Genomic DNA, 24770 nt, shown 5'->3' on the forward strand with positions numbered 1-24770 from the left:
TTACTCTTTGAATGTTATTTTACGTTATCGAAAATAGAAAGAAAAATGTTTATTGCGATTTTTTTATTCTTTTGGTTGACAAGAAATCAAAAAACAATGATAATGAGGGAACTTTAGGGGAGTAGCACATGGACATTTCCATGATCTTAGATCAACAGCAAGCGGGAATCCGCTGGTTTAAGATGTTTCTTGCAAGACCTAAGTGGCAAAGGGCCGCTTAGGTCTTTTTGCATGAAAAAATTGGAGGGAATAAACACATGCGCGCAACAAATCAAATGAAAAAAATAACTGCCGGGGGATTGCTGGTAGCCATGGGGGTCGTTTATGGAGATATTGGAACCAGTCCGCTTTATGTGATGAAAGCCTTAGTGGAAGATAATGGGGGATTGTCTTCACTGACGCCTGACTTCATCTTAGGCAGTGTGTCTTTGGTCTTTTGGACATTGACTTTATTGACTACAGTCAAATACGTCCTCATTGCGTTGAATGCAGACAACCATGGTGAAGGTGGTATTTTTTCACTTTTTACTTTGGTCCGCAAGCATAGCCGTTACTTGATCATTCCAGCAATCATTGGTGGTGCGGCATTATTGGCAGACGGCGTACTGACACCTGCTGTGACTGTGACGACAGCGATCGAAGGGTTACGAGGAATCCCTCTATTCTACGACCGTTTTGGCAATGATCAATCCATTATTGTCGGGATCACATTAGCGATTTTACTGGTCTTATTCGCTTTGCAACGTTTTGGTACCGAATTTGTCGGGAAGGCTTTTGGCCCAATCATGTTTGGCTGGTTCACCTTCTTAGGTGTGGTGGGTGTCTTTAACTTTGCCGGAGACCTTTCAGTGATCAGAGCCCTTGACCCTAGATATGCCCTGAACTTGCTATTTAGCCCAGACAATGCTTCAGGATTATTCATCTTAGGCAATATCTTTTTGGCAACAACAGGTGCCGAAGCGTTGTATTCTGACCTAGGGCATGTCGGCAAAAAAAACATTTATGCCAGTTGGCCTTATATCAAAATCTGCTTGATGTTGAATTATTTTGGTCAAGCAGCTTGGCTTTTGCAAGTGTATCAAGAGCCAAACTATCAATCGATTGACCATATAAATCCATTTTTTGAAGCACTGCCAGCAGGCTGGACCGTTTTTGGTGTAGGATTTGCAACGATTGCCGCAGTCATCGCTTCTCAAGCGTTGTTGTCAGGTTCATTCACGTTAGTTTCTGAAGCAATCAAATTAAAACTTTTGCCGCGGATGCAGATTATTTACCCTGGCGCTTCAATTGGGCAAATGTATATCCCAGCCCTCAATACCTTATTGTGGATTGCTTGTTCTGGCGTGGTCCTGCTTTTTCAAACCTCAACGAAAATGGAAGCTGCCTATGGATTGTCCATTACGGTCACGATGCTGATGACCACGATCTTACTCTATTTTTATTTGCACCAAAACAAAAAAACACGCCTATTGGCTCCTTTCATCACCCTCTTTTTTGCGGCGATCGAAAGTGTATTCTTTATTTCAAGTGCCACGAAGTTTTTACATGGGGGCTATGTCGCAGTCATTATGGCCAGTGTGATCATCATGATTATGCTGATTTGGGAATGGGGCAATCAAATTCAAGAACATGTTGCTGAAGAAGTCTCTTTGTCTGCCTATATTCCTCAGTTGGAACAATTAAAAAATGATGATTCCTTGCCGTTGTCACAAACCAATGTGGTCTTCATGGTCCCTAATTTGACGGATGATCACATCGGTCAACAGTTTATCTATTCAATTTTAGACAAACGGCCAAAGCGGGCGAAAGTCTATTGGTTTGTCAATGTCGAAGTCACAGATGAGCCTTATACGAAATCCTATGAAGTCTCTATGGCCGATACCGACTTTATCGTCAAATTAAAACTGTACCTAGGTTTTCGGGTACCGCAAGAAGTCAATGTGTACATTCGCCAAATCATTCAAGAACTGATGAAAGATGGTCGCTTGCCCGAGCAGCCGCAGCGTTACTCTTTGACTCCTGGACGCAATGTGGGGGATTTCCAATTCGTCTTGATCGAAGAAGAATTATCTAATGCCACTGCTTTGTCAAAATGGAAAAAACAAATTATGCAAATGAAACTCTTTATCAAACGCCATACGATCTCACCAGAACGTTGGTTTGGCCTAGAATACAGTGATGTGGTCCACGAAACGGTCCCATTGGTGATTGGTCAGCCAAAAGAAAGTCATTTGTCAGAACGCAGCTAACCTTAACAACGCAAAAAAAACCTCAAGCTGTCAATCAACCGATCAACGGGCGATTGTTGCGCTTGAGGTTTATTTAGTCTTTGATCAATGGATATTGCCAATCAATTTGCGAATTGGTTTTCTTGCCATGAACAAAATGATCCCAACGACCACTGCGATCCCACCGACGATGCCATAGTAAGCACCTTCTGTTTGCGGGGTATAGAAGCGGGCGATTTGGGCATTGATCGCTTGGGATGAAGCATCTGCCAATAACCAAATAGCTAAGGTTTGTGCTTCAAAAGCTTTTGGTGCCAATTTAGTTGTCACGGACAAGCCCACAGGTGATAAACACATTTCTCCAGCAATCATGATCAGGAAGCTGAATACTAACCACAATGGACTTACCCGTTGATCGACACCAAACATCATGCTTGGGAACATCAACAAGACAAATGACAAGCCAGCCAAAATCAAGCCAATGGCAAATTTAACTTCAGTTCGTGGTTGGCGATCCCCCAATTTGGTCCATAACCAAACAAAAACCGGGGTCAATAAGACAACAAACAATGGGTTCAAAGTTTGATACAAACTAGCTGGAATCGTGATTCCGAATAAAGATGCTTGTGTCCGATCAGCAGCAAACAACGCCAAGATCGAAGAGCCTTGTTCTTCTAGCGACCAAAACACAATAGCAGACAAGAACAATGGAATATAGGCCAATACTTTTTTCTTCTCATCGGCTGTCACATCTTTTGAACGCAACATTTTTGTGAAATAGTAGATTGGTAAAAAGATACCTAAAACACTGATACAGTTGATAAAGAAGTCAACGGATAAATAGCCAGCAGCTGCTGCGCCGCCAAAGATTGCCGCCAAGACCACTAAAACAATGACGATGTTTCGGAAGAATGTTTTCTTCTCAGAAGCTGTCAAAGGATTGGTTGGTGCTGTTGCGACTGATTTCAAGGTTGTTTTTCCTTGGACATAGTATTGCACCAATCCGATGAACATCCCGATTGCTGCCACAGAAAATCCTAGATGATAGTTGACATTTTGACCTAAGATCCCTACGATGATCGGTGCCAACAAGCCCCCAATATTGATGCCCATGTAGAAAATAGAAAATCCAGCATCACGACGAACATCATCTTTGCTGTATAAGTGCCCCACCATACCAGAAACATTTGATTTTAACAATCCGGTACCGATAACGATCAACATCATCGATACAAACAAGGCTGGTATCCCTAATGGTGTTGCCAAAACGATATGACCAAACATGATCAATATCCCGCCATAGAAGACAGATTTATTTGATCCAAGCAAACGGTCAGAAACCCAGCCACCAACGATACTAGACATATACACTAATGAGCCATAAATAGACATGATTGCAACAGCGGTCCCTTTTGGCAAACCTAATCCGCCATTGGTCACTGCATCGTACATAAAGTAAACCAGAATGGCACGCATTCCGTAGTAGCTGAATCGTTCCCACATTTCAGTGAAAAACAGTGTCGAAAGCCCTCGCGGCTGACCTAAAAAAGTTTTTTCTTTCTCCATAATTCCTGGCTCCTTAAATAAAGTAATGAAAATTGAATAGCTGAATTTTTCTGAAAATTCATACACGCTAGTTTATGCTCATTTCACTTGCTTTACAAGGCTAAAATGGTGAGAAGACATGTCAGATTTTCATCTTACCACCGCATGAAAATGAAATATTTATTAGAGAAAAAGCAAAGAAGCACTTACATGTTTATTTTAACGCGTATATAATTATTAAAAAAATCAACAAAACATTAAAATGGTCTTAACCAATTTTTATCAGTTGATCAAATTGTCTTTGTCTTCACGATAGGAAAACCAAAAAAGCCGCTCTACTAGAGAAACTATCTTCTCAGCAGAGCGGCTTGTTCGGTTATTGGAATTATCCCCGTAAACTTTCGACATCGCGGGCAATCATTAATTCTTCATCTGTTGGAATCAATAATACTTTCACTTTGGAATCCTCTGTGGAGATCACAAGTTCTTCGCCGCGTTTGGCATTTTGTGCTTCATCTAATGCACAACCGAACCATGTCATGCCTTTGATAACTTCACTGCGGACATGGGCATCATTTTCACCAATTCCTGCCGTAAAGACGATTGCATCAACACCATTCATAGTTGTCACATAGCCGCCAATGTACTTGCGGATACGGTCAGTGAACACGTCATAAGCAACTTTGACTTCATCTTTGTCGTAGTTTGCTTCTAGATCACGCATATCGCTTGAGATACCTGTTAAACCTAATAAACCGGATTTCTTGTTCAATACATCTACCATTTGATCGATGTTCAAGTCAAGTTTTTCCATTAAATAAGGCAATACGGCAGGATCGATATCACCTGAACGAGTCCCCATCGTTACACCTGCTAATGGTGTAAAGCCCATTGATGTATCAACTGATTTACCACCATCGACTGCTGTGATCGATGCGCCATTGCCTAAATGACATGTAATGATTTTCAGTTCTTCGATTGGTTTGCCTAACATCGCTGCCGCACGTTCTGACACATAGCGATGACTGGTGCCATGGAAACCATATTTACGAACTTTGTAGTCATTGTAAAATTCGATTGGCAGGCTATATAAATAATTGTGTTTTGGCATTGTCGCATGGAAAGAGGTATCAAATACTGCCACACTAATGATTTCTGGCAAGATTTTTTTGAAGGCCGTGATTCCCATGAGGTTTGCTGGGTTGTGTAATGGTGCAAATTCAGCCAAATCTTGGATACGTGTCATCACTTCATCTGTAATGATCACTGATTCTGGGAAGTCTTCTCCCCCGTGAACGACACGATGACCCACACCTGTGATTTCATCATACGCACCTAAAATCGATAATTCGATCAATTGATCCAATAGCATTTTTACTGCTACTTCGTGATCATTGATATCGATGATTTGTTCGAATTTTTGATCTTCACCATATTTGATCGTGAAAATTGAATCTTTCAAACCGATTCTTTCTACGATTCCTTTGGCAATTACTGTTTCCTCTGGCATTTGATATAATTGCCATTTTAAACTTGAACTTCCAGCATTGATAGCGATTGTTTTTGACATGATGATCTCCTTATCCGGTTTATATTACAGATTTGCCGCCTTCCAAGCAGCAAATTGTTCAAAAAGTTTGGTGATATTCTTTGGTTCTTTCAAGGAGGCCAATTTAACAAGCAAGACCTCTGAGGCTTGTTGGCTCATTTCTCCTTTATTTTGTAAAAGCAAGATACTTTTACGTGAATGTGCTTGCTTAAAAAGTTCATCCGGCAACTGAATCATGCCTTGCAGATAGACTTTCTCTTTCAACCATTTTTTTAGATAGTCGCTTTGTTCAGTTTCCAGGAAATTACTTGGCATCAAGAATATCCCGAACCCATCAGGCTTTACATAGTTCATGGCTTGTTCCATCAATAAATGATGGGCATAACTGTGGCCTTCTGGCGCTGCTGAAATAAATTGACCTGCTTTTTCGTCTTGCGGATAATAGCCGACAGGCAAGTCGCTTATCGCGATATCCATTGGTTCGATCAACAGATCTTGCAAGCCGTCTTGATGGAACAAATGCAAAGGCGCTTGTGTCCATTCACTAGTGGCTGCGGCAATCGCCAGCAAGGTTTCATCGATATCGACGCCGGTACCTTCTACTTGTCTCTTTGCCAATTGCAGATTCAGCAAAACCGTGAGTAATAAATTGCCCATTCCTACTGACAAATCTAGGATCTGCGTTGTATCATCGGCGTTGGTCAACTGTTCAATCAGGTAGACGAATAAAAAGCCTAGACTATCTGGTGTGAGTTGATGATTGGCTTGCAGCCGTTCAGTTTGACCTCCTTTTAAAAGGAGCAATTGCGCAAGTTTACGCTTTTCTTCAGCAGTCAGTGACACTGCTTTGAGCTCTTCATAAATGGTTTGCAGTCGAGCAACCGTTGTCTCATCGGGTACACCATCGATCACACGCACTTGATAATGATCAATAAAATTTTCGATGGTTTCTACATAAGAATCAAAAAAAGATGATTCTAATGCGTTTTGCAACAACTGAATGGCTTCGACAGTCAAATGAAAGGATGACTCCATTTTCTCTGCGGACATCTCGCACCTCTTCTCAAAACTATAACAACTTATATACCTGTTTAATTCTAGCTGATTTGTGAAAAATAATCAATCGCTTTCGTTCAGATTAATTTGTGAAGCTGTAAACATTTTTCTCCGTTTGTCTATAAGAAAAAAGATGCCAAACCACGGCATCTTTTTTCTGTACTAATCTGTTTCTTCATCTGTGTCTATTTCTGGTGTTTCAGGGGGTTGTGCGTAATAGAATGTAAAGGTTCTCGTCCCTACCATACATGTGATGACCACTTGCTCTCCTCGGCTTTCATAGGTTAATTCCCCCGTATTGAACTGTCTGGTACCACTTTTAGGGTAAAGAACTGACTGATATTCGGCCCAAAACAATTCACTCATGATCGAAGCCTCATAGCGTTGGATGGTTTTATGATAAAAATCTGTGGTGGTTCGACTGCTTTCCAAAACAGTGATCAGCATGAGACTTAACAATTGAATCAGTAACAAAGCGGTGAGTAAAATCCCCCCTTTATACCGTATGGATCTTCCATTGCCCAATTTTTTGTACTCCATTCTCAAAAGTAACTGTAAAGCGTATACTTTCATTGATTTTCTGGTAACTCAGTCCACTGACTTCTGTCAACAGTGGTTGATATCCGTTGTTGTCACGTTTCCGGATCACACCATTGATCCGATCAATCGTCACGACATTATTTTCTGCGCTGCGCAAAAACAACGTATAGTCCGAGACAGAGATATACGTACAAGTCGCCAATTCTCTTTCAAGCTGCAATAAAAAAATATGCCACTCCTGATCTTTCCTGTCAGAAAGCTGTTGGTTGACTTGTGGAATCTGTTTGATGATGCCATCGACCATCAACAAACTGACTGACAAAACGACCAGCGCCAACAAACATTCGATCAAGGTGAACCCGCTAGTTTTCACTTTTGATCACCACCTGACTATCTCCTTTATTGATCTGGACTTGTTGCTGTTGATTGGACTGCCAAAATGTTACTTGATACATGTCTTTGCGGATCGTTTTGTATGAAACGTTTGCGGGTAGTGCGGTCTGCTGATATTGGACTTCTTCATACAAGACCCGCAAGATTTCAGCTTTTTCTTGTAAATGGGCACTTTGTTGCAGCGAGGCAGATTGCAAGTGTAAAAAGATAAAAATACACGTGGTCAAAACACTAAAGGCCAGCATGCTTTCGAGAAGAATGAACCCTTTATTCGATGATTTTCTCATAACGTCCACTCCCAAAAAGAAATTTATAGGTGATCGTCTGCTCTTTTTCTGGCCAATACAAAACAATCCGCGGAAAACTGCTATTATTGCCAGAGTTGCTGCTGAATAAAATCGTAGGAAAGCTGCGGACTTCTAATTGTTCAGGCATATCGATACTGTTTAAACGCAGCTCCCCTGTGATCGTCGATTGAAAATGTACTGCGGGATCCGTTCCGCTCGTATACGCCACACGTGTTTGACGCTGATCAATGATTGCTGTTTGTTGTGCAGTGTATAAGCCTTTTTCTAATCTTCCGCAAAAACCGACCACTTCGATTTGTTTTTGATATTGATCGATCGCTAAAATCGGCAACAGTACAAAGATGCTAACTACCGAAAGAACGATCAAACTTTCAATGAGTGTAAAACCTTTAGACTGGGCCATTAATTTGAGGGCGGTCTATTTTGATAAATCTGATATTGCTCAGCTGACACGTAGTTTCTATCGACAAGTTCATTCGCACTTGGTTCTCGGTTGTTTTCCAGTCTAAACAATTCTATTTGTGTCTCAACCACTTTCACGATCGCCGCGTTGCCTTTTTCATCGACCGTCCCGCGTTGTTGCGCCAAATTCGGAACAAACAACAATATCAAAACACTGACCACCAATAAAACAATCAGCATTTCAACTAAAGTAAATCCTTTTTTTAAGTCGCCTTTTCTTTTTTTCAATGCACATATGCGTTGGTTCAACAATATACTCATTCAATCACTCCTTGTATATTTCCATAAATAGGCAAAAACATCGCTGCATAAATCCCGACAATCAGTAACGCTACAAATAAGAAAATCACCGGCTGAATCCATTGGATCGTTTTTTCTACCCGTTCAAAGACCCGTTCAGACAATAACTGACTATACACAAACAACTCTTCTCCCAACCGACCTTTGATTTCTCCTTGAAAAACGATCAAGGCAAACTCCGGTGTCAAAAAATGATACTGTTCCAGTTGATCTGTCAACCGCCCTCCTTGCACCAACGTCTGCTCCAATCGTATAGCAAGTTCTTGGATCAACGTCGCCTTATTGGTTTCCTTCATACAAACAATGATTTGGTTGATTTCTAGCCCTTGGCGGAACAGCTTGCCCCACTCCAAAGCAAAAAAACTCGTTTGCCAGCAACGATAGACTGAACCAAATAAAGGCATGCGGCTAAAGAACTCGGCTTTTTCAATGGCTGTTTTTCGAGAGAATATATACTTGGCCAACAGCCAGAGGACGACAATGAGCAGCACGAAACCCAACAATACGATGGGTGCCTGTTCCACTAATCGAATGCCCCAGTGGTCCCCATCGATCATGCCTGAAGCTAAAAGCTGCGGCAACAAGAAGCTGCGCATGCCAAACAATGCACTAAAGACAAAAACCAATAATAAAGCAGGATAGAGGATCGTTTTTTGCAACAGCTGCTTTTGTTTGTTGAATAGTACTTGATAATCAACCATCCGACGCAAAGTATCAATCAAGTTTCCATGTGTCTCTGCCAAATACAATTGATTGATTTCAGATGCAGTTAGTTGTAAATTCTCCACCGCTTGCGCCAATGATCTCCCTTGCGCCAGAATCGCCATCTGATCTTGAATCACTGAAGGCATATATTGGCCACTGCGCAACATGACCTGCAGACTTTCTTGCAATGAAAATCCACTCTCCAACAAAATCGTACATGTGGCCAAAAAAGATTCAGCTGCTTTGCGGGGCAATTTGTCCGCCTTCTTTTTGAAACGTATCATTTGAGATCCATCCTTTCTCGTAGATTTGCGTTAATGTCTGCTGCCATGTACAAGATTGCTGGGCATCAACAAATGCATATGCCATTGCGCCTTGGACGTCCCCTTCCGCATTGGGCATGAGCCGCTGATAAATAACCCCTTGCAAGGCATGGTTCAGGCTAGTTGTTTCACCCAGCAATTCTGTTAGACGCGTCCTCGTTTCCTTTACACCTCGGGCGTGGATCGTCGCAAACACCCGATGACCTGTCAAAGCAGCTCGGACAGCAGCTTGCGCCGTTTCCCGGTTACGGATTTCACCAATGATCAGCAGTTCGGGATGGTGGCGCAGGGATAGACGAATCAATTCGTCATAGTCTTGGCTGATTTTTAGATTCGTTTGTAATTGCAGAAAATGCGCTGCTTCGATTTCAACGGGATCTTCGATGGTGATCACTTGCCCTTGCGCTTCGTTAGCGATTTGATACATCAAGGTCGATTTACCAGAACCAGTTGGTCCCGCAAACAAATACAGACCACGATAACGCGTCGCTGCCAAGATGTTTTGCATGTCTTCTGGGAAGAAATAGCTGATATGCTGCTGATCGACGGTATACAAAAAACGCAGCACCAAACTCTCTCTCCCTTGGTAATCCCCCACTGTTGAAATCCGAATCCGCTGATCGCCACTGGCTATTGGGTAACTGAGCGCCCCTAATTGGGCTTTGCGCCGTTCACCCACATCCATGCCGCCCAAAAATTTAAAGCGTGTGATCAGTTGCTGCGCTTCTTCATCGGATAGATGCGCATAGAGCAATCGTTGATAGCTTTTGCTGCAGACCACGGCTGTTTGGCCTAATTGCGGCAGCACAGACACATCTTGGATACAAGCTTTGCGTGCATAGTCCACCAATTCATCTGAAAAAGTTGTAATATCCATCATGTCTATCCCCTCCTAAATAGAAGTACGCAAAAAAGACGAAGCATATTTAAGCTTCGTCTTGATCGAGCATTGCTATTTATTTTTCTTCTGCCACAAATTGGGCTTCGACACGATAGATCCGTTGCCCGCGATTGGCAAATTTTTCCTCATATTCAGTCATGATATTGCCTTCATACGTACTTGTATGCAAATCTAACCAGACTTGTTTCAATATCATGCCATACTGAGAAAAACTAGCCAATGAGTATTCAAATAACCCTTGGTTGTCTGTTTTAAAATGGATTTCACCATTTGGACGAATGATCTGTTCATCTACTGCAAGAAATGCTTTCGAGGTCAAACGACGTTTCTCGTGTTTTTTCTTCGGCCACGGATCACTAAAGTTCAAGTAGATTTGATCTACCTCATGGTCTGCAAAATAATTAGTTAACGCCGAACCATCTACATGTAATAATTGAACATTTGGGATTTCTTCGGCGATCAATTTATCCAAGGCAATCGATACGACACTGATCTGCATCTCGATACCAATATAATTGATGTCTGGATTGGCTTTTGCCATTCCTGTGATAAATTGTCCTTTTCCCATACCGATTTCAATATGGATCGGGTGGTCGTTGCCAAACCGTTCTTGCCAGCGTCCTTTCCATTCTGTAGGATCTGCTACCACAAATTCTGGATGGGCTGCCACAAGCTCTGGTGCACCCGCGCGTTTTCTTACTCTCATAATCTTTCCTCTCCGAAAAAACAAGATGGAACCAGTTTATTGTGCTCCATCTTGGCTTTATTCACTATAAATTCTTTTTAATTGTAAAATCTCTGCGTTCATTGCTTTAAAATCGCCCCGCAGATAATATTTTTTGACTTCTTGCAGCATGCTCAATAAGGCATACCAATAAATTTTTTCGATCACTTCACTGCTGCCGTGGATACCATAACGCATCAACCAATGAGGCCAGCTAGATAGAGGAACGTAATGGCCTAAGATCGTACCAATATCCATGGCTGGATCAGCAAACATGATGGAATCCCAGTCAACCAAATACAGATAGTTTTGACACACTAACCAATTACGATAGTTGACATCTCCATGCACAACCGTTGCTTTTTGGGCTTGAAAAGTTGGAATATTCTTTTTTAAATAAGTCGTCACGAGGTGGATGAATTGATTTTGCGCCACCGATATTGGCAAATCTTCCGAAAATTCTTTGACCATTTTTTCTGGGGTCATGATTTGGCCGCCGATTTTGCTTAACATTTGCGCCAATGTTTTGGAGTGGTGCAAATGATACAATACATCGATCACATCATTGCGTTGACCGATTTCTTCAGGGTCTAAGACGCGTCCATCCAACCATTCTTGTGCCGATAGTGTGTCACCGTTGCCCGTCCGTTTCGTCCATACGAGCTTCGGCGTAATGCCCTCTTTAGAGAGTGCTGCTAGCATCGGAGTCGTATTCCGTTTGATAAAGACTTTATCGTCGTCTTTAAGCCCAATATAGGCTTTTCCGGTGTCGCCTTTGATTGGCCGCATCCGCCAATCTTGATCCAAACGAATATCCATCCTTACTTCTCTCCTTATTTCACAGTAACTCTTATTCTAGCTTCCTAAAGTGTCGCCGTCAAGCGCATATGCGTTCGCTTTTTTTGAGAAAAACAATCTATTTCATGGATTCATTTTTTTGAGGCGATTTGGCAAGTAGATTTTCAAAAATCCTCCGGTAAAAATGAAGTAACCGCCAGCAGTTAATCCCCATTGACTGAGTGATGTCAGCGTAAAGCCACCAATCACCGCAAAAATCAACGCTGCGAAAAATAACAGCAGTGCCAAAACTTTTTTCATCGCAGCAACTTTTTGTTCTGTTTGTACCGGATACAAGTGCGTCAAGACCATATATTGAAACTCATTGGTCAATGGAAGCAACTGAAAGCCGATCAAGTAAATAAACAAACAGCCAATCAGCAAACTAAGCCACGTCTCTTGTACAAAACAAAGAATCAAACTGGCAATCAACGTGAGACGAACATACAGTCCACCGTATTGACTTCCCCGAATCAAGCGTCGCAGATAAAGATAAAGATAGGTGTTCTTGTGGTCTTTAGGTACCCAATTCAAGAGCCAATCCAGATATTTTCTGCGTTTGGCTTGTGCTGTGATTTGCGGTACATCCGTAAACAGATTGATAAAACGATAGATTCGATGCAACCGAGTTTGTTCCACTTGGATCATCTGATCCCACGCCAGCAAATGCTTGGGCGCTTTTAAGAAGAAGACAAACCAAAGGGCTTGTACGACCGCCAATAATAAACCTAACCAAGGCGTGAGCCACAAACTGCAACTGATGGAAGCAATGACTGCCAACAGCCAGATCAGCCGTTGACGCTTGCTTTGGGCGGTCGTATCTTGATACAACCGCAGCCGCTGGATCGTTAAATCACTGATTTTCAACAACCACATCAGGAGAACATATAGAGGAAAGGAAGAGAAAGGCATGTCAACAGAAACCACCACCAATGGCATCGAAGCCCCGACGATCAGAAAAAGCACACCAAAAGGCAGCCACATAGAGTAGCGCACAGCCCGGTTCAGATAAGCAGCCATTTGACTTTCTTTCGCTAATAAAAAAATCAAGTCCGCTGGTTTCGTTAATGTGGCTAGACGACCAAAGGACAAAGCACTTATCCACAACAATAAAACGATCCAGCCACCGATCCTAAACGGTTGAGGCAATGTTTTTAACAGTTCAGAATAATACAACCCCAATCCACCAACTAAAAACGTACAAATCAAAGCAAAATGATCATTGAACACATAGCGTAAATAACGCATCATATGTTTTTGGTGGCGCTGCAATCGTTGAGAAAAGAAATCAGTCATAGTTATTGCTCCTTTGTCAACGCTAGGTACAGATCATCCAGTGATGCGTCAGGTGTTTTAAATTCCGCTTGTAATTGCGCCAATGTGCCTTGGGCACGAATCTCGCCATTATGCAGCAAAATGAATTTATCACAATATTTTTCTGCGGTAGCTAAAATATGGGTTGACATCAAAATCGCCGCACCAGACTGTTTCATTTCATTCATCAACTCTAATAAAGCATTGATCGCCAATGGGTCTAACCCCAAAAAGGGCTCGTCAATGATATAGACACTTGGTTCAATCAAAAAAGCACAAAGAACCATCACCTTTTGCTTCATCCCTTTAGAAAAATTGGCTGGGAACCAATCCAGTTTGTTTTCCAATCGAAATGTTTTGAGTAACCGTTCCGCTCGGGACATTGCTTCTTCTTGAGGCAATCCATAGGCCATAGCTGTGATTTCAATGTGTTCTCGCAACGTAAGTTCTTCATATAAAGAAGGGGTTTCTGGGATATACCCGATTTTTTTGCGGTAGGCCTCAGGATTTTCTTTTAACGTCAATCCATCAATGATGATCTTGCCGCTATGGGGTTGCAAAAGACCGATGATCTCTTTGATCGTGGTACTTTTTCCTGCACCATTTAGTCCAATCAATCCGACCAATTCACCATTTTCGATCGTAAAATCGATATTTTTCAATACTGGCAGCTGATGATAGCCGCCCGTCACATTTTCTACTTGTAGTGTCATTCTTTTCTCCTCCGTTTTGCCAATTATACCATGCCTTGGCGTATGCAACAGTAGTCCATCAACTAATCAAAGCGGTTGGTGACTTGCAAACTATAGTCTTCTTCTCCAACAGATAGCGTTTCTACTGCCAAGTCTTGACTGCCAAAACGATCTTGCCAAGTCTGAGATTCTGCAGTCGGATAGACCACGATCTGAATGGCCCCCGCTGCTAAACGTGTAGTGAACGCTTGAACAGCCGCTGGTTCATCATAGGAGACAAAATTGATCGTCAGCGTGTCTTCATCGATATCCTGCGCCTTCGCCCACTGGCTGACCACAGTTGTCAGTCCATTTTGCGTATCTTGATCCAATGCGCTTTCTGAAACAACGGCGGCTGTGACAAACTCCTCTTTCGGTCTGGTCACTGAATAAATCAGCGAGCCGCCGACAGCGATGATCACGATGCCTGCAATCAGCCATTCTTTGTAGGCATACGCCAGGTAGCGTGCTTTTTCGGGAAAGGTTTTCTTTTGTTGCAGCGTTTTTTTTATAATTGGTTTCATATAATCCTACTTTCCGATTCATTAAGATTAAGTCTAGGGTTGTCAGAATTGAAATGCAAGCGTTTCTTGAGAAGTTTTATTATTTTTTCAAATCAAACTTTGTTGTTCTTTGATAGAGCAGTTTTGCCATTGTGATTTATGAATGAAATCTGACGAAATGCAAGCAAATATGGTAAAGTAAGATGAATAGATAAAGGAGGTTCTTGCAATGGACAATTGTATTTTTTGTAAAATCAGTCAAAAGGAGATTCCTAGTCATACAGTATATGAAGATGATGTCGTTTATGCTTTTTTGGATATTTCTCAAGTCACACCCGGCCACACCCTTGTGATCCCCAAAAAACATGTCATGGACATCTTTGACTTTGATGATGCGTTAGCAGCGGATGTGTTTTCCCGTATCCCGAAAATCGCTCAAGCCATCGAAGACGCGTTTCCTGAGATCGAGGGGTTGAATATCGTCAATAATAATAAAGCCTTGGCCTATCAATCTGTCTTTCATTCCCATATCCACTTGATTCCTCGGTATAGCAAAGAAGACGATTTCTCAATGCATTTCGGCGACCATACAGCAGACTATACGACTGAAAAATTAGCAGATATCGCAGATAAAATCAGAAAGCAGGTGCGTTAGATGATTGGTCAATTCATTAAAGGCTTGTTCTTCGGTTCATTAGCCGGCGGTTTAGGTGGGCTTTTGTTTGCACCTAAAAGCGGGCAAGAAACCCGCGAACAGATGATTCGTTATTTGGATGAAACCACGGAAGCAACCCTTGAATTCAATGATAGTGTCAAACATTTAAAAGATGCTGTGATGGTCACCCGCAAAACCATAGACGAAACGATCCCAGTAGTGACAGAATCTTTCACAAAGGATCTAGAATCGTTTAAATTCCAAGCCCAACCACGGATCGAGCGGATCAAAACCCAGCTTGAGCAACTCAATCAGCATGTCACAACGATCCAAGCTAAAACCGCCGATGAAGAGTAGTCTCCTAAGAAACATTGTAGTTTTTATGAATTTTGTTTGAAACATCTACGGTTTTCTTTCCAACCTTTTATAGAAGTGGTATAGTAGGATTTGTGATTATTTAGAATTTTGACGAAATAGGAGTGCTTACTAGAATGAAGAAAAAATTGATTTTAGCCGCTGTCAGTGCAATGAGCCTTTTTGCATTAGCTGCTTGTGGCAGTTCCAGTGAAGAAATTGCAACAATGAAAGGTGGTACGATCACCGTTCAAGATTTTTACGATGAAGCAAAAACAGATTCAACGAACCAAAGTTTGATTCGTCAATTGATCGTCTTAAAAGTATTCGATGAAAAATATGGCGACAAAGTGACCGATGATATGGTCGATGAACAATTCAATACGACTGCTGATCAATATGGCGGCAGTGATACCTTTGAATCCGCATTAGAATCTGCTGGTTACACAACTAAAACCTACCGTGAACAAATTAGACAACAATTGTCTTTACAAGAAGGTTTGAAAGCCAACATGGATATCACGGATGACGAATTGAAAACTGCTTGGGATTCTTTCCATCCTGAAGTAGAAGCACAAATCATCAAAGTAGCAAGTGAAGATGATGCAAATGATGTTTTAGATGAAGTGAATAAAGATGACGCTGACTTTGGTGAGATTGCAAAAGATAAATCAACTGACACAGCAACTGCTGAAGATGGCGGGACGATCAAATTTGATTCTACTTCAACAGATGTACCGACTGAAGTACAAACAGCTGCTTTTGCTTTAAAAGATGGCGAAATCTCAGATGTCATTTCAGCAACGGATACATCAACTTATACAACAAGCTACTATGTTGTCAAAATGGTGAAAAACCAAGATAAAGGCAATGACATGGACAAATTCAATGATGAATTGACTGAAATCGCTCAAAACACATTGTTAAATGATTCCACATTTGTTGCTTCAACGATTGGTACAGAATTACAAGCTGCCAATGTCAAAATGAAAGATTCTGATCTTGCTGATCTGCTTTCTGATTACATCACAGCTGCCGATACAGAAGATTCTACAACTGACTCTTCCGCAACTGATGCTACAGACTCTTCTGAAACTGATAGTACAGACAGTGACGCAGCAACTGATTCAACTGATGATTCAACTGCAACTAGCGAAAGTGCAACTGATTCTTCTGCTGAATAGTTATCCCTTTATAATTATAAAAAAGTACAGCCACTCTGAAGTGGTTGTACTTTTTTTGTGTTCGATCGTTTCACATTAATATTGGCCTAAACACGCACTGCAAAAAATGTGATTTTCAAATCAAAACTTTTAATTAATTGCTTTTTTTACTCATGTTTGATGTTACTTTTTCATCGATACGCAAGAAAGGCAGATAGATGAACACACTGACTGCAATAATCGCGATCTGCAATGCTGCGGCACGCCAGTCGCCTCCTGTAGCTAAAAATCCGGAGATCACAGGTGGCGTAGTCCAAGGAATCTGAACTACGACATGGTTAATCAAACCAACAGCGGTGGCAAAATAGGCAACAGTTAAAGAAAAAATTGGTGCCAATACAAAAGGAATAATCAAGCTAATATTGAATACAATCGGCAATCCAAAAATGATCGGTTCACTAATATTAAATATCGCAGGTGTTACGGAAAGTTTCGCAAAATCTTTGTAATCTTTTCGACGACTAAAGATAAATATAGCAATCAGCAAAGCAATCGTATTTCCCGAGCCACCCATCACTGCAAAAGTGTCTTTAAACGCCATATTGATAATATGTGGTATTTCCTCTTTGTTGGCATAAGCTGCCATATTTTCTTGCATATTTTGTAATAAAAACGGATCTAATAGTGAGCCAGAAATAACCGCTTGATGAATGCCAAAGCCAAAAAATAAATTGGCAATCGATGTGATGAGTAAGAATCCTGGCAACCCTGTCGTCACTTTACTCAAAGGCCCTGTGATTACAGTAGTAATGACCGTATTAACGTCCATATGAAATAGTTGATTGATTGCAAAAGAACCAATGGCAAAAGTAGTGACTGTTATCATAATGGGTATCAACACATTGAATGATTTCAACACTGCTGGTGGGATGTTACCCGATAACTGAATCTGCAGTTTTTGGTTATTTGAAAGTTTGATAAATAATTCTGTAGCTGCTAGTCCAACAAAAATCCCCACAAACATACCTGAAGCACCGGTATGTGTAACGGGTATTACCCCGCTAACTTCAAAAGCTTGTTGACTTCCCTCAGGTGTAAAGAATGTCATCATAGGTGTTAATACAACAAATGTTGAAATAGCTACTAATACCGCAGCGATTTGATTGGTATAATTTCTACTGACGCACATATGATATGATACCGCTGCCACAACTAGCAATGTCGTGATACTCAATGTCCCATTGCTTATTGATGTTCCTATTTCTTGAATTGTTGTTAACGTTGCCGGATCAATGATTTTCCCCATAAAACCTGTGGGTTCTAAAATCACATAATTAATCAATGTGACAAACCCCGCCAACATCATAAATGGCATAAAAGTTGCAAATGCATCACGCAGTGTACGCAAATGTATTTGATTCCCCAACTTCGTCGCAATGATACCAAATTTTTCAAAAATAGCATCTTTTTTACTCATAATACAATCCATCTCCCTCTATTTCGCTGTAAGCGATTGCTTATGACATGATAATACATCAGCTTTTCAACAAAGTAAATACCTTTATATAAAATTATATACCTTTGTATAAATAAAAAATAAAAACCAACTTCTACGTTGGTTTTTATTTCTCTACAAATACTGCTTCAAAAATAAAATCTTGATATAAATGGCGAGACAATGAGTATTCAAATGGCAAACCAGAAGATAATGAAACCACTTTGTCTACTTCAATCATAAAAGAACCTGGATCAATGGATAAAACTTCTGCATCAAATGTACTCGCAACATCGCCTTTGATCCAAATATGGGAAGATTTAATTTCTAATCCTAATTCATCTGTGATATACCTATAAACTGAGCGTTCCAAATGCTTCGGCTCCAATCCGGGAATAACTGAAAGAGGCATAAAGGTTTGTTCGATTGAGTAGGGATCACCGTCAATAAAGCGACTTCGAATAATATTATAGACATATTCATTTGGATTGATTCCCAGAATGGTAGCGACTTCATTTTTTGGTAGTTCAATGGAAAATGTATGTATCTTCGACGTAACATGCTCTTCTCCTACCAAGTCAAACAGTCCTTCATTCGGACCAAATACTTTTGAATTATCGATTGGTGTGCGCAATACTTCAGTACCATAACCACTTCTTGTACGCAGGAGTCCTTCTGATACGAGCATATCGATCCCCTTTTTGACCGTTAATTTACTTGTATGATAATTTTTCGCTAAAATATCACCTGGTGGTAGTTTCTCACCTATCGGATATGTACCTTTAGCAATTTTTTTCTTGATATCTGTATAGACTTCCATATATTTGGGCTGTTTCTTCATTTCAAAACTTCCTTTCACCAAACAATCATAACCCTACTTTATCATAAAGACATCAGTTTATGCTACTAAAAATATACACCATAAAAAAAGATATATATTTTTGCATAAAAGTATTTACTTTAAAGTGAAAGCGGTGTTAAAATAATGTCATTGAGTGGAGGGAAAAGATATGACAAAAAAACAATTAGTCTTTCCAAAAGATTTTTGGTGGGGATCTGCTTGGTCTGCTGAACAAGCTGAGGGACGAGGTGAAACCGGAAAAGCAGAAACCGTATGGGAACGATGGTTTCACGAACAGCCCAATCGGTTTTATAAAAGAATCGGTCCTGATACGACTACCGATCACATTCATCGCTATCATGAAGATATTCAACTAATGAAACAAACCGGGCACAATTCATTCCGTGTTTCAATTTCATGGGCGCGGATGTTTCCAAATGATGGCGTTGGAGAACCAAATAAAAAAGCCATCGCATTCTACCGTGATTTATTTACTGAGATGAACAATAATGGTATCAAAGTATTCGCAAATCTCTATCATTTTGATATGCCCGCGAAACTACAAGACCAAGGTGGCTGGGAATCCAGAGAAGTTGTAGACGCCTATGTTCACTTTGCGGATACTTGCTTTCAATATTTTGGTGACTTAGTGTACCATTGGTTCACATTCAATGAGCCTTTAGGTCCAATCTTAGGTTCTTATTTGGAAGATTTTCATTATCCTAATATGATTGATTTCAAAAGAGGTGCACAAGCAGCATTCTTTACAATTCTGGCTCATGCAAAAGCAATAGAAGCATTCAAAAAATATGATTTGACAAGCAAAATAGGTGTAATTCTTAATCTGAGTCCAACTTTTCCTAGAAGTCAAAATTCAGCGGATGTTCGCGCTGCAGAAATTGCAGATTTATTCTATACTCGAAGTTTCTTAGATCCAATGGTTAAAGGCGTATTTCCCGAAAAATTGATTACTCTTTTAAAATCATATGAACAAATGCCGGCTGACTACCAAGAGTCAGATTTAGCTACTATCAAAGAGAATACAGCACAAATCTTAGGTCTGAATTATTACGAACCTCGCCGAGTTAAAGCACGCTTAACTGCCATCAACCCTGATGGACCTTTCCTACCTGACTGGTTTTTCGAGCATCATATTATGCCTGGAAGACGAATGAATGAATACCGTGGTTGGGAAATTTATGAAAAAGGGATGTATGATTTGTGTCTTGATATAAAGAACAATTATGGCAATATCGAAGCTTTTATCTCAGAAAACGGTATGGGGGTAGCAGATGAAGAAAGGTTTATGGACGAAACCGGACAAGTGATCGATGATTATCGGATTTCCTTCATCCAAGATCACTTAGCATATCTTTGGCAAGCAATCCAAGATGGCTGCAACATTAAAGGGTATCATTTGTGGACATTTATTGATTGTTGGTCCTGGATAAATTCATACAAAAATCGTTACGGTCTTGTATCATTAGACTTAGAGACACAAACAAGAACCATCAAAAAAAGCGGCTATTTCTATAAAACATTGAGTGAGGAAAATGGCTTTCTTTATGACACTGATTTACTCATTCGATAATATTGGCAACACAAATTAAAGAAGGCAAAGTCCGTTCCAGTATCTTTAGAACGAACTTTGCCTTCTTTTTTACTGTCGCATATCAAGACGCATCAATACATGGTTGGGCCGGAAATTTTCTGCTGAATGGTAGGTCAGTTTTCCGGCTGTAATCGTGTATAAATTATACCCATATCGTTCTTCAAAGCGGACGATGCCGTTCCCTTCGTCTTCTCCGACAAACGACATACTTGCAACCGTAAAATAGGGTATCCCTCTAACTGTACCTGTATAAGCATGATGTGTATGTCCACATAATATCGCACAAATATCTTTGTTTCCTAATAAATCGAGCAAACGATTTGCACCTGGCCAAGCTGATGTACTAGCTTGCCCTTTAAGAAGATGATGATGGGTCACAAAAAGAACCGGTTTTCCATCCTCTTCCCCTAAGATCTCTTTTAACCATAAAAATTGCCTTTCATCTACAACACCATCCGCAAAGCCATGACAAGAATTATCGAAGCAAATGATCCGAAATTCCCCTGCATCAAACACTTGATTGTATGGCGATGACTCACTTGCCGATTGACACCAGCCTTGTCTAAAATTGGCCTTGATATCATGATTCCCCAACGTAACAAGTATTGGGATCTCGCCTAGCATATCTCGAAGATTTTGCTTGAGATAAGCGTAATCTTCTGGAGAACCATCTTCAGTTAAGTCTCCACTAACAATGAGCAAATCTATTGTGTTTTTTTCTTTCGCACGTTCGATACAAGTGGTCAATGGAATCATCGGGCTTTGCATCCGGCCAAGCATCCCTTGATAGCCTTCGGTTTGAGCTGCATACTGCTGACGATAATGGATGTCTGAAACGTGTAATATATTCATACGATCATCTCAATTTCTTTCTAATGATACCGGTCAATTGATCCAGTAAAAAAACGGTGACGACAACACCCAGCAAGATGATGCTCACCTTGCTCCACGTGCGTGTTTGAATGGCAAAAATCAAAGGCGCCCCGATACCGCCGGCACCTACTAATCCCAAGGTCGCTGCACTTCGCACTGCGATCTCAAAGTGATTCAGAGCAAAGGAACTATAGATTGGTGCGAGATAAGGTACCCGAACAAAAAACATGGTTTGCCAAAAATTGGCCCCTACTGCTTGTGCTTCCTCTATCGAATGATCGTTCATCGCTTCCATCTCCTCAGTGAAAAGTTTACCCAACATACCGATTTGATGAACACCAATCGCCATGACACCTGCAAAAGGTCCTGGGCCTACAACCTTCACGAAAATAATGGCATACACCAACTCTGGAAAGGCACGCAACACATTGCAGATCATTTTACCCATTTTAGCGACCCACGGGGCACTTTGCCAAAGATTGGCCGCGCTGATCAACGTGATGGGTATCGCCAAAACTGCAGCAATCATCGTACCCAAGCAAGCAATCGCCAATGTCAGTAGTAACAAACTAAACAAATCTTCTCCGCTGCCATCATAAAAGAATGACCAGTCTGGCTTGCTCAAGCCTCTGATCACTTCCTGCCCCATGGTAAGCGAAAAAGTACTTAGGCTAGAGTAATCTAATGTCAACAACGCAAGCAGAACGAACGCCATAAAAATACTGCACCAGACCCATGTCATTTTTTTTATATCTTTCACCATCATAGAAACGCCCTCCTGACTCGTTCACTGCAAAAATCGACTACAGCAACCGTCATTAAAATCAGTATAATGATGATCGACACCCGTTCGTAATTCATTAATGCCAGTGATGCATTCAAAATCACACCAATCCCTCCAGCACCTACATATCCCAGAACGGTTGAAGCCCGTACATTCACTTCAAAAGCATAAAAAGTGTAGCTGGCAAATTGTCCCATCACTTGCGGCAAAATCGCGTAAATAGTGATTTGCCATTTGTTGGCGCCTACTGCAGCAGCTGCTTCAATCGGCGCCTGATCGATCGTTTCGATTGCTTGAAACATCAATTGAGAGACCATTCCAAATGTGAAGACTGCGATGGTCAAGACCCCAGTCGCTTCTCCTATCCCTACGATGGCAACGAATAAAGCCGCCAGCAATAAATTCGGCACTGTCCGTATCAACCCTAAAATGAAGCGAATCACTATAGAAAGCCAACGATTTTCGGTGACCACGGTTGTTGCCAATAAACTAAAGGGCAATGCCATTGCTACACCAATGATGGTACCGAGAAAGGACATTTGCAACGTCTTCAGCAAAGGAAGGAGCAGCTTAGGTATATAGCGTACATCTGGATGTAAAAACCGCGCAAAAAATGCCGTCATTTGATTGCTGTTTGTCCAAATTTTGGTAAAATCAGCACCCGTGATCCAAACACTACTTTGAAAGCACAACAATAAAAAGATCAGAAGCAAGAGATGCTTATATAGATGAAAGTGAACTGTATCTCTTAGCTTCAAAGATCTCCCCCACTTTCTTCAAAAATAGCTTTGCCATATATTTGTTCCAAACGTTCATCTGTCAAAACTTCCGGCGAACCATCAAAAACAATTTTTCCAGCTTTCAAGGCAATCACTCTGGTTACATAGGTTCTGGCCAATGGTACAGAATGCAGATTGATCACGATCGTTTTTGCCATAGTTTGATTGATCTGCTGCAAGTCGTGCATGACTTTTTCAGTTGTGATGGGGTCAAGGGAAGCCACGGGCTCGTCGGCCAAAATAATAGGGGCTTGCTGTACTAAAGCCCGGGCAATCAATACCCGTTGCTGTTGACCACCACTAAGCTGATCACTGCGGGTTTGCAGTTTATCTGACAGGCCGACAGATGCCAAGGCGGTCTGCGTCTGTTGATAATCTTCCTTTGTAAAAAGGCCTAAAATACTTCTCCATGTGCTGTAGTAGCCTAATCTGCCGGATAAGACATTTTTCTGCACAGTACTGCGTTTGACCAAATTGAACTGCTGCGATATCAAGCCAATCTGTCGTCGAATCAACCGCAACTCGTTCTTATTTGCTTTAGTCACTGATTGTTCATTGACCCGAATATCCCCTTCTGTAATTGGGACTAGTTTGTTGATTGATCGAAGCAGTGTGCTTTTACCGGCGCCGCTTAGACCAATGATTGCTACGAATTCCCCTTGTCCGATCGTCAAATTGATGTCTGTTAATCCTTGTACGCCATTTGGATAGGTTTTTGATACATGATCAAATGTTATCATCTTTATTCTCCATCTATGTAAAGGCAGACCCCAAAAGAGGGACTACCTTATGATTTTATTCTGCAGCCTTTTTGGTATAGTCACGAATGGTATCATACGCTGAATCAGCCGCTTCTTCATAGCCTTGATGTCCCCACAATGCCATTGCTTCAGCACCTTCTTCATCATCTGCCATATGCAGAAAAACTTCTTTGATTTCAGATTTCAACGCATCATCCATTGTTGGCTGAACAGCGATGGCATCATTTGGGATGTCCCCTTCAGTCAAATACAATACTTTCAATTCAGAAAACAGATCATTGTCGGCAAAACTTGACGCAAATACATTGCGGGCTCCTTCAAAAACAAATGCGGCATCCATTTGCCCGTTAAGGACGGCTGTGATCTCGCTAGGAATGTCATTGACTGTCGTTAACGTCGCTTCTGTTGTTGGATCGATTCCTGCATCTTTCATTTCTGCGACTGGATAAATATACCCACTTGCTGAGTTTGGACTCAATGTGGCTATTTTTTTCCCTTTCAAATCTGTCAGTTCATTTAGGCCGCTATCCGCACGAACCAAAATTTCACCTTTGAAGGTATTGGTTTTCTCTCCTTCGATCGGTAATCCAGTTTCTTGATCATATTCGCCTAATTGAGAAGTCAAAATCGCTTCAGCTGCGTCCATATCTTTGGCTTGCACATAGGCTGCAGGCGGCATGATACCTAGATCCACTTGTCCCGATGCCATCGCTTCAACGATCGTTGAATAATCTGTAGCTAACGTCACCTCGACATCACGGTCTAATTGTTTAGATAAATATTCAGCAAATGGCTTGGCTTTGGCTTCCATCGTGCCATCATTGTTGGTAGGTACAAACTGAACCACCAATTTATCCATTTCAGCACTTTGATCACTGCTCCCACTACTGCAGCCAGTCAATAGCAAAGCCAAACTCATTGCCACAATCCCTTTGGTCATCTTTTTAATAAGCATCATTTTTTCCTCCTAATGGTTTACCCTGCGTTACCTGTAAATCATAGCAATTTTTTATATAAAATGAAGTGACATATGT

General features: G+C 41.1%; 27 protein-coding genes. 5 read left to right on the forward strand and 22 right to left on the reverse strand.

Annotated elements, in window-relative coordinates; all coding sequences use genetic code 11:
* Window positions 1-257: 257 nt before the first annotated feature.
* Window positions 258-2249 carry a KUP/HAK/KT family potassium transporter gene (locus tag ACYVRS_RS02800; RefSeq protein ID WP_396170615.1) on the forward strand — a complete coding sequence of 664 codons (1992 nt, stop codon included), beginning with the start codon at window positions 258-260 and terminating at the stop codon, window positions 2247-2249.
* Between the two features lie 84 nt (window positions 2250-2333).
* Here the strand turns inward: ACYVRS_RS02800 and ACYVRS_RS02805 are convergent, their stop codons facing one another.
* From ACYVRS_RS02805 to ACYVRS_RS02875, 15 genes are all read right to left on the reverse strand, one after another.
* The gene (locus tag ACYVRS_RS02805) at window positions 2334-3794 is read right to left on the reverse strand and encodes a peptide MFS transporter (RefSeq protein WP_313510179.1); all 1461 of its coding nucleotides are present in this window, start codon (window positions 3792-3794) and stop codon (window positions 2334-2336) included.
* A gap of 364 nt (window positions 3795-4158) precedes the next feature.
* A complete protein-coding gene (locus ACYVRS_RS02810) occupies window positions 4159-5343 on the reverse strand; it encodes an acetate/propionate family kinase (protein ID WP_461202445.1) in 1185 nt (394 codons plus the stop codon).
* Between the two features lie 24 nt (window positions 5344-5367).
* Window positions 5368-6372 (reverse strand): class I SAM-dependent methyltransferase, encoded by a 1005-nt coding sequence (locus ACYVRS_RS02815; RefSeq protein WP_461197974.1) that lies wholly within the window; start codon window positions 6370-6372, stop codon window positions 5368-5370.
* A gap of 168 nt (window positions 6373-6540) precedes the next feature.
* A complete protein-coding gene (gene comGG / locus ACYVRS_RS02820) occupies window positions 6541-6903 on the reverse strand; it encodes a competence type IV pilus minor pilin ComGG (protein ID WP_461197973.1) in 363 nt (120 codons plus the stop codon).
* On the reverse strand, window positions 6875-7291 hold the full coding sequence (gene comGF, locus ACYVRS_RS02825) for a competence type IV pilus minor pilin ComGF (protein ID WP_461197972.1): 417 nt from the start codon (window positions 7289-7291) through the stop codon (window positions 6875-6877). Before comGF ends, comGG begins: the two co-directional genes overlap by 29 nt.
* A complete protein-coding gene (gene comGE / locus ACYVRS_RS02830; RefSeq protein ID WP_313539292.1) occupies window positions 7281-7598 on the reverse strand; it encodes a competence type IV pilus minor pilin ComGE in 318 nt (105 codons plus the stop codon). The genes comGF and comGE overlap by 11 nt, the downstream gene beginning before the upstream one ends.
* Window positions 7579-8022, reverse strand: a complete 444-nt coding sequence (gene comGD / locus ACYVRS_RS02835; protein ID WP_312542754.1) for a competence type IV pilus minor pilin ComGD — start codon at window positions 8020-8022, stop codon at window positions 7579-7581. The genes comGE and comGD overlap by 20 nt, the downstream gene beginning before the upstream one ends.
* Entirely contained in the window at window positions 8022-8342 is a 321-nt protein-coding gene (gene comGC, locus ACYVRS_RS02840; RefSeq protein ID WP_313539295.1) for a competence type IV pilus major pilin ComGC, read from the reverse strand. Before comGC ends, comGD begins: the two co-directional genes overlap by 1 nt.
* Window positions 8339-9370 carry a competence type IV pilus assembly protein ComGB gene (gene comGB / locus ACYVRS_RS02845; RefSeq protein WP_461197971.1) on the reverse strand — a complete coding sequence of 344 codons (1032 nt, stop codon included), beginning with the start codon at window positions 9368-9370 and terminating at the stop codon, window positions 8339-8341. The genes comGC and comGB overlap by 4 nt, the downstream gene beginning before the upstream one ends.
* Window positions 9321-10286 (reverse strand): competence type IV pilus ATPase ComGA, encoded by a 966-nt coding sequence (comGA, locus tag ACYVRS_RS02850; RefSeq protein WP_312498068.1) that lies wholly within the window; start codon window positions 10284-10286, stop codon window positions 9321-9323. The genes comGB and comGA overlap by 50 nt, the downstream gene beginning before the upstream one ends.
* Window positions 10287-10365: 79 nt before the next feature.
* Window positions 10366-11016: a tRNA (guanosine(46)-N7)-methyltransferase TrmB gene (gene trmB, locus ACYVRS_RS02855; RefSeq protein ID WP_054115233.1), complete on the reverse strand. Its 651-nt coding sequence runs from the start codon at window positions 11014-11016 to the stop codon at window positions 10366-10368.
* Between the two features lie 57 nt (window positions 11017-11073).
* Window positions 11074-11853 (reverse strand): phosphotransferase family protein, encoded by a 780-nt coding sequence (locus ACYVRS_RS02860; protein ID WP_461197970.1) that lies wholly within the window; start codon window positions 11851-11853, stop codon window positions 11074-11076.
* 102 nt (window positions 11854-11955) lie between these two features.
* The gene (locus tag ACYVRS_RS02865; protein WP_461197969.1) at window positions 11956-13167 is read right to left on the reverse strand and encodes an ABC transporter permease; all 1212 of its coding nucleotides are present in this window, start codon (window positions 13165-13167) and stop codon (window positions 11956-11958) included.
* Window positions 13168-13169: 2 nt separating this feature from the next.
* The gene (locus tag ACYVRS_RS02870; RefSeq protein WP_461197968.1) at window positions 13170-13898 is read right to left on the reverse strand and encodes an ABC transporter ATP-binding protein; all 729 of its coding nucleotides are present in this window, start codon (window positions 13896-13898) and stop codon (window positions 13170-13172) included.
* A gap of 62 nt (window positions 13899-13960) precedes the next feature.
* Window positions 13961-14440, reverse strand: coding sequence for a hypothetical protein (locus ACYVRS_RS02875; protein WP_313539148.1), 480 nt, complete (start codon window positions 14438-14440; stop codon window positions 13961-13963).
* A 208-nt stretch (window positions 14441-14648) separates the two neighbouring features.
* Between ACYVRS_RS02875 and ACYVRS_RS02880 the strand changes: the two genes are divergently transcribed.
* From ACYVRS_RS02880 to ACYVRS_RS02890, 3 genes are all read left to right on the forward strand, one after another.
* Window positions 14649-15074 carry an HIT family protein gene (locus ACYVRS_RS02880; protein ID WP_313539150.1) on the forward strand — a complete coding sequence of 142 codons (426 nt, stop codon included), beginning with the start codon at window positions 14649-14651 and terminating at the stop codon, window positions 15072-15074.
* Window positions 15075-15431: a YtxH domain-containing protein gene (locus ACYVRS_RS02885; RefSeq protein ID WP_312498056.1), complete on the forward strand. Its 357-nt coding sequence runs from the start codon at window positions 15075-15077 to the stop codon at window positions 15429-15431.
* A 134-nt stretch (window positions 15432-15565) separates the two neighbouring features.
* Entirely contained in the window at window positions 15566-16612 is a 1047-nt protein-coding gene (locus tag ACYVRS_RS02890) for a peptidylprolyl isomerase (protein WP_461202447.1), read from the forward strand.
* A 133-nt stretch (window positions 16613-16745) separates the two neighbouring features.
* Here the strand turns inward: ACYVRS_RS02890 and ACYVRS_RS02895 are convergent, their stop codons facing one another.
* A complete protein-coding gene (locus ACYVRS_RS02895) occupies window positions 16746-18068 on the reverse strand; it encodes a PTS sugar transporter subunit IIC (RefSeq protein ID WP_313539152.1) in 1323 nt (440 codons plus the stop codon).
* Between the two features lie 145 nt (window positions 18069-18213).
* Window positions 18214-18927 (reverse strand): GntR family transcriptional regulator, encoded by a 714-nt coding sequence (locus ACYVRS_RS02900; protein WP_313539154.1) that lies wholly within the window; start codon window positions 18925-18927, stop codon window positions 18214-18216.
* A 169-nt stretch (window positions 18928-19096) separates the two neighbouring features.
* On the opposite strand from ACYVRS_RS02900, the gene ACYVRS_RS02905 reads away from it, so the two are divergent.
* The gene (locus tag ACYVRS_RS02905; RefSeq protein ID WP_312542741.1) at window positions 19097-20518 is read left to right on the forward strand and encodes a glycoside hydrolase family 1 protein; all 1422 of its coding nucleotides are present in this window, start codon (window positions 19097-19099) and stop codon (window positions 20516-20518) included.
* Window positions 20519-20587: 69 nt separating this feature from the next.
* Here ACYVRS_RS02905 and ACYVRS_RS02910 read toward each other — a convergent pair whose 3' ends face one another.
* The 5 genes from ACYVRS_RS02910 to ACYVRS_RS02930 are packed head-to-tail and all read right to left on the reverse strand — an operon-like array spanning window position 20588 to window position 24691.
* Window positions 20588-21391, reverse strand: coding sequence for a metallophosphoesterase family protein (locus tag ACYVRS_RS02910; RefSeq protein WP_313539157.1), 804 nt, complete (start codon window positions 21389-21391; stop codon window positions 20588-20590).
* Between the two features lie 4 nt (window positions 21392-21395).
* On the reverse strand, window positions 21396-22154 hold the full coding sequence (phnE, locus tag ACYVRS_RS02915; protein ID WP_396170588.1) for a phosphonate ABC transporter, permease protein PhnE: 759 nt from the start codon (window positions 22152-22154) through the stop codon (window positions 21396-21398).
* Between the two features lie 20 nt (window positions 22155-22174).
* The gene (gene phnE / locus ACYVRS_RS02920) at window positions 22175-22954 is read right to left on the reverse strand and encodes a phosphonate ABC transporter, permease protein PhnE (protein ID WP_054115246.1); all 780 of its coding nucleotides are present in this window, start codon (window positions 22952-22954) and stop codon (window positions 22175-22177) included.
* Window positions 22951-23715 (reverse strand): phosphonate ABC transporter ATP-binding protein, encoded by a 765-nt coding sequence (gene phnC / locus ACYVRS_RS02925; protein WP_461197967.1) that lies wholly within the window; start codon window positions 23713-23715, stop codon window positions 22951-22953. Before phnC ends, phnE (ACYVRS_RS02920) begins: the two co-directional genes overlap by 4 nt.
* Before the next feature lie 55 nt (window positions 23716-23770).
* On the reverse strand, window positions 23771-24691 hold the full coding sequence (locus tag ACYVRS_RS02930; protein WP_313539187.1) for a phosphate/phosphite/phosphonate ABC transporter substrate-binding protein: 921 nt from the start codon (window positions 24689-24691) through the stop codon (window positions 23771-23773).
* Between the last annotated feature and the right edge of the window lie 79 nt (window positions 24692-24770).

Source organism: Enterococcus salsurae (assembly GCF_054784955.1).